General features: G+C 42.8%; 7 protein-coding genes and 1 pseudogene. 1 reads left to right on the forward strand and 7 read right to left on the reverse strand.

Annotated features, from left to right (window positions below; genetic code table 11):
* Positions 1-262: 262 nt before the first annotated feature.
* A pseudogene (locus SHD_RS00415) lies at positions 263-1,606 on the forward strand (sensor domain-containing diguanylate cyclase).
* A 145-nt stretch (positions 1,607-1,751) separates the two neighbouring features.
* On the opposite strand, the gene SHD_RS00420 reads toward SHD_RS00415, so the two are convergent.
* The 7 genes from SHD_RS00420 to SHD_RS00450 all read right to left on the reverse strand — a co-directional run bounded on the left by SHD_RS00420 (position 1,752) and on the right by SHD_RS00450 (position 9,088).
* Positions 1,752-2,831, reverse strand: coding sequence for an HD domain-containing phosphohydrolase (locus SHD_RS00420; protein ID WP_023265331.1), 1,080 nt, complete (start codon positions 2,829-2,831; stop codon positions 1,752-1,754).
* A gap of 72 nt (positions 2,832-2,903) precedes the next feature.
* A complete protein-coding gene (locus SHD_RS00425) occupies positions 2,904-4,457 on the reverse strand; it encodes a methyl-accepting chemotaxis protein (RefSeq protein ID WP_023265332.1) in 1,554 nt (517 codons plus the stop codon).
* A gap of 401 nt (positions 4,458-4,858) precedes the next feature.
* Entirely contained in the window at positions 4,859-5,083 is a 225-nt protein-coding gene (locus tag SHD_RS00430; protein WP_023265333.1) for a hypothetical protein, read from the reverse strand.
* A gap of 652 nt (positions 5,084-5,735) precedes the next feature.
* On the reverse strand, positions 5,736-6,446 hold the full coding sequence (locus SHD_RS00435) for an HAD family hydrolase (RefSeq protein WP_023265334.1): 711 nt from the start codon (positions 6,444-6,446) through the stop codon (positions 5,736-5,738).
* A 302-nt stretch (positions 6,447-6,748) separates the two neighbouring features.
* Positions 6,749-7,132, reverse strand: a complete 384-nt coding sequence (locus tag SHD_RS00440; protein ID WP_039976938.1) for an MAPEG family protein — start codon at positions 7,130-7,132, stop codon at positions 6,749-6,751.
* Positions 7,133-7,210: 78 nt separating this feature from the next.
* On the reverse strand, positions 7,211-8,035 hold the full coding sequence (locus SHD_RS00445; protein ID WP_023265336.1) for a cobalamin-binding protein: 825 nt from the start codon (positions 8,033-8,035) through the stop codon (positions 7,211-7,213).
* A 15-nt stretch (positions 8,036-8,050) separates the two neighbouring features.
* Positions 8,051-9,088 (reverse strand): DUF2235 domain-containing protein, encoded by a 1,038-nt coding sequence (locus tag SHD_RS00450; RefSeq protein ID WP_023265337.1) that lies wholly within the window; start codon positions 9,086-9,088, stop codon positions 8,051-8,053.
* Positions 9,089-9,480: the final 392 nt, after the last annotated feature.

The following is a 9,480-nucleotide window of genomic DNA, read 5'->3' on the forward strand; positions in this document are numbered from 1 at the left end:
TCGACAGAGCGCCACTATGCCTTCAAGCCTTCGCCTTGTCTAAAGCCCGTTTAACTCCCGCTGAATGAACAGATATTTAATACGATTGGTATTAATAACCTCGCAATGTTGCGAGGTTATTTGTATTCATCCCAACTCAATTCCATACTTTCTATTTACCTATATTCATGGAAAACTAATCACCCTCATGTCGGATGAGCCCTATCAAGGATAGCTACGGATGAATTATCGCTTTGTTCAATGTTTGTCATTCACACTCTTGATGCTGTTCTCTATCCTATCTAGTTCAATTGGCGTTGCTGGCGAAAAACAAAAGTTGATCATTGCCAACTCAAAGGCATGGAAACCTTATTCTTATATCGACGACCAAGGTAAGCCATCTGGCATATTAATTGACCTATGGTTCGCTTACGGCCAAGCAAATAATGTGGATATCGAATTTCAACTAATGGATTGGAATGACTCTCTACTCGCTGTTAAGTCTGGAAAAGCGGATATTCATGCAGGGTTAGTCCGCTCACCCGCAAGGCTAGAATACCTTGATTTTGATGAGCCTTTATTAGAGATCAGCACACAACTTTATGTGCATCAAACGCTGCTTGGTGACAAATTACAGGAGCTACTTGCAGGACGGTTGGATACTGCGGTAGGAGTAGTTAAAGGTGGATTTGAACAAGAGTTTGCACAGAGACATTATCCTCAGCTGTCTTTGATCGAGTACATTGATAATGACTTGATGATGCAAGCCGCAAAACGCGGTGAGCTCGATGCCTTTATTGCTGATACGCAAGTCGGCAACTTTTATATTGTGGTGGCTAATGGCGCAAAAGAATTTATGCCTGCGCAATTTCTCTATTCAGAGCCGCTTCGCCCCGCCGTTCAAAAAGGCAATCAAGCATTACTTAATCAAATTAATCAAGGCTTTAAAAAGCTTAATGCACAAGAGAAAAATCGCATTTTAAGCCGTTGGATCCATATTGAAACAGTTTATCCTCGCTATCTTATTCCTGCTTTGGCTATTGGAGTGTTGAGCGCAGGATTATTCTATACCCTGCAATTACGTCGCACGGTAAGAATACGCACGCGTCAACTTGAAGATGCCAACTGTAGATTGACCCTTCTCGCCCAGACAGATAGCTTAACGGGCATCCATAATCGCCATTACTTTTTTAACCAGTTAAATGACACTCAAGATCTGGCTAGCAGCCTAACATTAATCGTATTTGATATTGATGATTTTAAGTCGATAAATGACACTTACGGACACAGTGCAGGGGACAAGCCTATTTGCCTTATAGCCACTTGTGTGCGTGAAGTCCTTGAGCCTGAAATGCAGTTTGCCAGAATTGGAGGTGAAGAGTTTGCCATTTTAACTCGAGGCCAATCGGCACAAGATTCACAGCAACTAGCTTAACGTATTTGCCAGCAAATAGCACAGAAAAGTCTGCCGTTAGCCTCAAATACGGTGATTTCATTAACGGTAAGCTTGGGATGTGCCTTTTATCCTACGCCTGCTACCCCATTCACTCTTAATGCCGCAGATAGTCTGATGTATGAAGCAAAACGCAAAGGGAAAAACCAATTTGTTTTTAGAGAGTTCAGCTAATGTATTAATTTAGAGTAGTTATGGCAATTTTTTTGAAATCTAACAACACTGGATTATAAAAAAACGCTACTGAATTATTTATATTACATGCATAGGTTTGGGTAATTTAACAAAAAATACACCAAGATATAAGTATGATATTTTATTAATCTATATATTGATTATGAATCGCCAAAAATTCGGATTTATTTTTGAGTGCAGCAATGACGCATCTAGGATCAAACTGATGTCCCGCATGCTCCTCAAGATAAGTAAATGCATCTTCAAATGACCACGCCTCTTTATATGGACGTTTACTCGTTAAGGCATCTAAAACATCTGCCACGGCAACAATACGAGCTTCTAATGGAATATCATCCCCTTTTAACCCTTCAGGGTAACCCGTGCCATCAAAACGCTCATGGTGATAGTTAATGATGTTTTTTAACATTTCTGTATGGTGAAGACCATTAAGACTAAACTCATTGATCATCAGCTCAATCATCTCTCGACCTTTGATTGTATGAGTTTTCATCACTTCAAATTCTTCTGAGGTTAATTTAGCCGGCTTCAATAGTATTGAATCAGGTACAGCTATTTTCCCTATATCATGTAACTCGGAAAATAGGTAAATAAACTCAACTTCTTCATCACTTAAGCCTAACTCTTTTGCGAGTGTTTTAGCGATAATGCGTGAATATGAAGACATCCGATGCAAATGATTTGCGGTTTCCTCATCGCGATAACGGCCAAATGCTCTTGCAGTAATCAGCGCCCCATTAAATGTTTGAATAGAAAGAAATTCAACAGCAATAATTCCAGCAAGAATTTGTGCGTACGCTGAAAGCTCTGCCCGTATTGCATCATCAAAGTATCCACTTTCTTTAGAGTTGCAAAAGAGAAATCCAATAAACCGGTCATTAAAGTATAGTGGCTCTGTATAGCTCGACTCATAACCCGCTTCGAGCACTTTTCGGCTATGTTCCGAACTATATATCAGTTGAGAGCATAGATTATCCAGTACCCTCGCCTGTCGACTTTCAACGATATGTTGAAGTGATGGTGTTTCACTCAACTTTGCCTCATAGAGGCTTAAAGGTGGCCGACCATCCGTGCTGTGAACAAAGGTTTTAATTTTGTCAGTATGCTTATCATAAATCGCAATAGCGATTCGAGTGAGTTTATCAAAATTCTTACGGAGTCGAGAATGAACATAATGCACACGTTCATTGATTGTACTGTCCATAACTCACTCCATAATTAAAATCAGCGTAAACTTATTCCATATAAAATGGCTAAATCCCACATTCAAACTTAATTAACCAAAGGTTTGACTTAAGTTTTTAAGTTGGTTCGCCCTATTCAATAAACTTTTACTTGTGGCGTTAACATCTTCAACTTTAATGCTATTGTCATGGGATATGGATGAAATAACATTAATATTTTTATTAATATCCTCAATAACCGCTTGTTGTTCAGTTGTAGCTGATGATATTTGGCTAGAAAATGCTGATACTTTATCTATTTCAACCGTAATATGATTTAAATATTCAGCTCCAATCCGAGTACTCGAGAGACAGGTATTAGTTCGACCAACATTCTGATGCATTAACTCTTTCCATTCCGCTAATGTGTGCTGAATATGCCCAATACTCGTTTGGATCTGTTCTGTCGCTTTATGAGTACGAGTAGAAAGATTACGCACTTCATCCGCAACCACTGCAAAACCCCGTCCTTGCTCCCCTGCGCGAGCCGCTTCAATGGCAGCATTAAGCGCTAACAAATTCGTTTGATTAGCAATGCCCTGAATTTCCGACATGATAGTGTCAATTCGTTCTGATTCACTCGATAGGGCTACCGCAGACTCAAAAGCTTGTTCTGCTTGACTCGCAAGTGAAGCCACTTCGGTTTCCACCGTTTTAAGTTGTTGACTGGTCACAACACAGTGATGCCGAGCTTCTTCAATCTGCTGATTACTCGCTTGAATATTACGGTTAATCTCTTCTGCGGCGGATGCCATTTGAGTCACAGCCGTAGCCACCTGCTGGATCTGGGAGTCCTGGGAGGAGATATCATCACTTGTAGTCGACATTGAGGTGCTAATCTGATCAGCAATCGATTTTAGCGACAGCGTTGCATCATCGACTCTGCCTAATACAGTACGAATCCGTGCCTGCCCAAGCTTTATATGAAAATCTGCAATACTGTGGGGTGCATCGCCAGAAAAAATGAGTCGGCTAATGCTATCGTAGTCGTTTTCTAAACGCTGTAAGTATCTCGGTGTCAAAAATAATTGCTGCCGATTCAGCATAATAAGCATGAATAGGGGCAAAATAACTAATAGTGTTTGGGGCAAAGTTAGCAACCAAACACTACAAAGAATGGGGACTGCTAATAAAAGCAAACTCAGCAGATGAGTTGACATTAACTTGTTGCCCCAAAATACATGTTTCTTGTTTTCATGTGCTCTAAGCTCTTTGTACATAGCATTAGCTCGAGCCTTATGTTCAGGTGTGGGACAACAGCGGACAGATTGATAGCCGGAGACCCGCCCATTGTCATAGATAGGAGTAACATAGGCATCTACCCAATAATAACTGCCATCTTTACAACGGTTTTTGACCATACCGCGCCATGGTTTGCCCTGCTTTAAATGCTTCCATAAATCGGCAAAAGCTGCTTTTGGCATATCAGGATGCCGGACAATATTGTGGTTCTGACCCACCATTTCATCCAGTTGATATCCTGCAACTTGGCAAAACCCGGGATTGGCGTAGGTTATAACGCCATTTAGATCGGTGGTCGAAACTAACTGCAGGTCTTCAGAAAAGGTAACTTCATTATCTTTAGTTATAACATCCTTGTGCACCATATTAACTTCCCTGATTCATGGTTGGGTCAGTGTAAAAGTATAGTAACCTTTCCATTAAATGCACTTTTATGAAACTTAGTACGTTAAATAAACTAACTGCTATGACTCAAGCAGAGTAAATATAAGAAGTAAACATCAAGGATCAGCGGCATTGCCATCGATAAAGAAGATTTGGAAGTAAAGAAGGGCAAATATTTATATTTGTCCTTCTAGGGCGTGTTGACGTTTCAGGGTTATTTTTGCAGCCAAATGTCGTTGCGCGAGCACGTACTTGCCAGAACGAACAAAATCTAATCTCGAAACGTCAACACGCCCTAATTATCACCATGACAGAGATAGCTCATACTGATGCGCAGCAAGAACCAAGGTGATACATATAGGTTATTGAGTAGGTCTCGCCATTAATGAGCGCATGTGTTAGTTGTTTGGCACTCTATAGCAGCCTGCTGTTTCAGCTGCTGAGCGTATTGCTCCGCCGCCGCTTTAGCCTTGCGCGCTTCCACTTTATGTTGCAAATCCTCAGCTAACGCCTTATCAAAAGTCTCCATACCAAAATACTCGGAAACATCCTGATAAATAAACCAAGCACCAGCGGCAACTAGGCCATAGGTTAGTAGACGTAACATTGTATTTAAACCTCAAAAATAGTATCAACAATTGCAATATAGCTGAGGTTTTTCATAAAGAAAACTGTCAATATAATGGCTTAAATCTGCCAAATAACCGCCATTAATCAATAAGATACGGAATAACAAAAACCTTTAATTACATAGATTTAGCTGTTTCAAGACAAAATAAAGCCTTATAAGTCAAAATAGACATCAAAGTCTTTAAAACATTCGAATAGTTGACATCAAATATTCGAGTGACAATAAATCATGTTCTGCTTAATTAACGCCAGAAAATCGACGATAAATTCATCAATATTAATTTTTGACGCAACAAGTTAATTCTGTGCTCTAGGGCCTATTATACCAATCACATTAAATATCTAATCAGTTCAGAGCCTCACGGGCATCTCAATCCAAGGCGCATTGACGCAGAAATGGTTATTCCCTTTTAAGTCAATGTAACACGACAGTGAGATGCCTGTGAGGCTCCCGAAGGGCGGGGTTGAATGGCTGAAAGTAAGAGCAAGAGCTTGCTCAACATCCCATAGAGTAGCGTTTAACTATTGTTTTTGATGCGTTTTCGTACATTTATGTCGACATCTATTATCAAGCACTAGATCGGTATGACGATACGTATTTCACCCTTATTGATTGAAGCGCCAATAAGTTAAAGGTATTGATTAATAATTGGGACTAAATCCTCAACCCCATAGGCAATGTGATCTGGTTGGTGAGTCCAATCTTGTGGCTGGGAACCGCTGTAAGCCGCTGCAATCGAAATGACTTGAGCTTGATCACCTAATGCCAGTTGCAAACTTCGCGCAAATTGTGTGTCAGCTTCATGATCACCGATATAAATCAGTTGCTGACGTTGTTTATGCCCATAAATCGCCTCTAAACATTTCATGCCTCCCATAGGGTGGGGCTTTTGATATTGGCTAGGAACATCATCATAACCGACAACGGCTTTAAACTGGTTGTGAATCCCATTCTTACTCAAGATTGAACGAATATTATGTTGAGCGTTTTGAGAACAAATACCATGGGGAAGTTGAGAAAACTGAGTGACAACCTGTTTAATTCCATCAAATAACATAACGGGGGTTTGGTTATTCAGTTGATGTTCTGCCCACATTGAACCAGCAAGCAACATTTCATCATGGGTTAACCCATAGTACTCGAGATATAATTCCTGCCAATTTTTAGCGCTATGGTTTGCCTGATGATAAAGCGCCTCAGTCTGCAAATATAGGGGAAGATTATCCCCAGTTAAATGGGGCGCTACAATCTCTAATATCGACTTAGTGATTGCCATATTTTTGGGTACAGAATTGACGAGAGTGCCGTCATAATCCCACAAAATAGCGTCTAACTTCATTACGTTATCCTATTATCTAATACCTTAAACTCACAATTTAGCTTTGCTCGACGCACTGCTGCTAGCTATGGTGAGACAGAGCAACGCACAGGGGCCCGAAAAGATGCCCTGTCAGCGTCTCTACTTATCCAGAGTCAGATTACTTAGCAAACCACAAACTTAATGGTTGCTCCTAGCTAGCACAATCTACTGAAATACCTATCAGTTATAACAACACATAATATTCTCAGATGAGATTTTTCCGTTCTGCTGAGCTTGCAAACGCCTTAATAACAAAATGACAGCTGAAACGTCTGCGCCTCTTAAAACGCTTGGAAGAAGATCCCAAAAGCACTAAAAATCGCCACAAACCAAGATAGAGACCGTAATGTGCCTTTATTCAGTAGATACAAGATCTGATACGCCACCCGCGCAGCAATGTGAACGATTGCCAACCACTCAGCCGTCGGCGTCACTTTGCCTGTAGCAATAACCGTCAGCACTGCCAAACCAAAAATGAGCAGGGACTCGAAGGCATTTTGATGCCCAGCGAGAGCCCGCGCACCAAATCCGGTTAATTGTGCCTGTTGCGTGCGCGGATGATGATTATCGTAACCGCCGGCTTTGGCCATTGCCCATGCAACGGGGCCCTTGGCCAAATACGGCAATAACATAGCGATAAACAAACAAGTCAGTAATGTATGCATGGAACTTCCTTATTATTTTGATGATAAATATCAATAAAACAGTACATTGCATTAAATTGAATAATACGTGATAAGCGATTAACGTGCTTTATCCAAGGCATCACAGACCGCCTTCACTCCGAGTAATGCCCTAGGTGTTGCGCGGTGCAATAGATCAGCATTTAATTGATAAATATGCTGGTTTTTAACCGCGGGGATTTCGGCCCACTTGCTCCAATCTATCCCTTTGACATTGCCTTCCTCTTCGCTCTGTAAAATCACCTCGGGCAAGGTCAGTAACACATTCTCTAAACTCACCTGCGGGTAATCACTCGCCGCATCGTAGAAAACATTTTTGCCATGACACACACCGATAATCTGCTGAATCCAACTGTTTTTGGCGACTGTCATTAAGGGCGTGGACCATAGCTGATAAAACACTTTTGGTTCGGATTTAGCCGCATTCTCGCTACGTAATCGCAGCAGCTCACTGCGATAATCCGCCGCCACTCGACTCGCCTGCTCAGTGCGTCCCGTCAGTTCACCTAATTCCTCAATTTCTTTGGCAACATCCTCAAGCATCTTTGGGGAGCTGCTATAAAGTTTAAAACCTAAGTTTTTGAGTTGGTTGATATCCTCGGCTTTATTGCCCGTATCCCACACCACAATCAGATCGGGATTAAGCTCTAATACCCGCTCAATCTGGATCCCATAGTAACCACCGATACTGGGGATTTTTTTCGCCGCTTCGGGATAATCAGCATAATCGGTCGCGGCCACAATCGACTCCCCCGCGCCGATGGCGTAGAGCATTTCAACCGCATGGGGCGAAAGCCCAATAATACGTTTTGCTGGCTCGGCCATCGCCACTGCGGGTAACAGCGCAAAGCTCAGGCCGAGGGCAATAAAGCGTCGGATTAGCATGATATTCCTTATGATTTAATCGATGAATTCTTCTGGCCAGCCGTACTGTTCCAGGTAGGTCTGCAGGTTTTTAGGCCGATATTTAGGGTCTTGATCCCAGCGCGTTTTCACCGAGCGATGCAGCAACACGGGCGCGACATTAGGGTCAATTGGGCGCAAATAGGATTGCTTAATTCGGTAAAAGCTGCGGCGCGAGTCGTGTAAGGTTGCTAAGGGATTGGGGTGTAAACTCGCCGCTAGGTGTGGCTCTAAGCTCAAATTAAATCGCTCAGCCTCAGCCATCATCCACGCGAGCGCATTATCCGACAATAGCGAGCCATCCTTATCCGGCTGATAACTGCCGCCAATATTGCTATGGGCGCCGGCAAACCAGACCTGTTGCATATCCATATTGTCGCGCAGTTGCCAAATCGTGGGTTCAAAGTCGCTGCGGTGTTCGTCTATTGCCAAGGCATGACGGGCAACCCGCACATTACGGCCAATCTTAGTGTCGTAAAACTCATCTTTATCTTCGAATAAGCCGAGGAACGAAATCGGGATCCCCATGGCGCCCACCGTATCCCACACGCCGACAAACTTTATCTCCCGCGATTCGTGGCAGTGCTTTTGTCTAAATTCAACGGATTTATCGCCGCTTGGGGCAAAGGGTGCACTGCTTTTTTTATAGTGGTCAAAGGCTTGCTGGATAAGCCGAGCATCGGGGCGCTTAAGAATGCCGCAATTATTAATAAGGCCACACAAACAGCGCACTGTGTAGGCGCCACGGCTAAAGCCAAAGAGGTAAATCTCATCGCCGGGGGAGTAGTTTTGCACTAAGTAGCGGTAACCATCCATGATGTTTTTATGTAGTCCACGCCCCGTCGCACCGCCGATCACTTCATCGTAATAGGAACCAACGCCCCAGTCGTAAAACACCTGCTGGGGTTTTCCATCGGCGGCCATCGGGCTGATGGCCCGCGCCAGACGCAGCACATTAGTGGGAAAATCCACCTTAAGGTCTTTCTCTGGCCGATTCCAAGTACCGTCGGCACAAATCACAATACGTTTATTCATCGCATCATCCTTGAGGCACTGATGCCCAATCTCGATGGTAAAAAGCTGTCGATACAGACGCTAACGGGTTTTACCAAGGGATCACCGCCTCGATAGCCTTGTTTACGGGCGATGTAAGACGGAAAAACTGACCTTGCTTTACATGCTCACGTCGCAGCAAAAAACCTATACTGACATAAAACCCTCAGCTAACAAATTGGAACAATAAAATGCAGCGACAGTTTGCATGTGCAACCTTCATACGAAAGCAAGATTAATGCAGCCTTTAACAAGGTATTGGACAAAAGCGATTAATCTTTTTATCTATTTATGGAGTTTATTGTCATTGTTTCCCCAGTGACTCGCCGTGAATATATCCCTATAGGCTCGACGGCGACATCCATGTCGCCAAC

Source organism: Shewanella decolorationis S12 (assembly GCF_000485795.1).
In the GTDB taxonomy this organism is placed as follows: Bacteria; Pseudomonadota; Gammaproteobacteria; order Enterobacterales; family Shewanellaceae; genus Shewanella; species Shewanella decolorationis.